Raw genomic sequence first — 268 nt, forward strand, 5'->3', positions numbered from 1 at the left:
ACCTGGCAGAGCGTGCGATAAAACCGTTTGTCATTGGGCGCAAGGCTTGGCTGTTCAGTGACACGCCCAAGGGCGCCACGGCAAGTGCGCAGATATACAGCTTGGTCGAGACCGCCAAGGTCAACGGCCAGGAGCCCTATACGTGGCTGCGCCACGTACTTGAGCGCCTGCCGTATGCGTCGTCGGTCTCAGACTACGAAGCCTTGCTGCCATGGAACTGCTCGCCAGAGATACCACAGTAAGCTGAGGCCCTATCTTTTAGAAGGTG

The 268-nt window shown here is 58.2% G+C and carries 1 protein-coding gene; it reads left to right on the top strand.

Annotated elements, in window-relative coordinates:
• A partial coding sequence (locus JNA92_RS25700) for a transposase domain-containing protein (protein WP_241807230.1) occupies positions 1-242 on the top strand: 242 nt, incomplete at its 5' end.
• Positions 243-268 lie beyond the last annotated feature (26 nt).

It is taken from the genome of Pseudomonas putida, from assembly GCF_022627325.1.
Lineage (GTDB): Bacteria > Pseudomonadota > Gammaproteobacteria > Pseudomonadales > Pseudomonadaceae > Aquipseudomonas > Aquipseudomonas putida_X.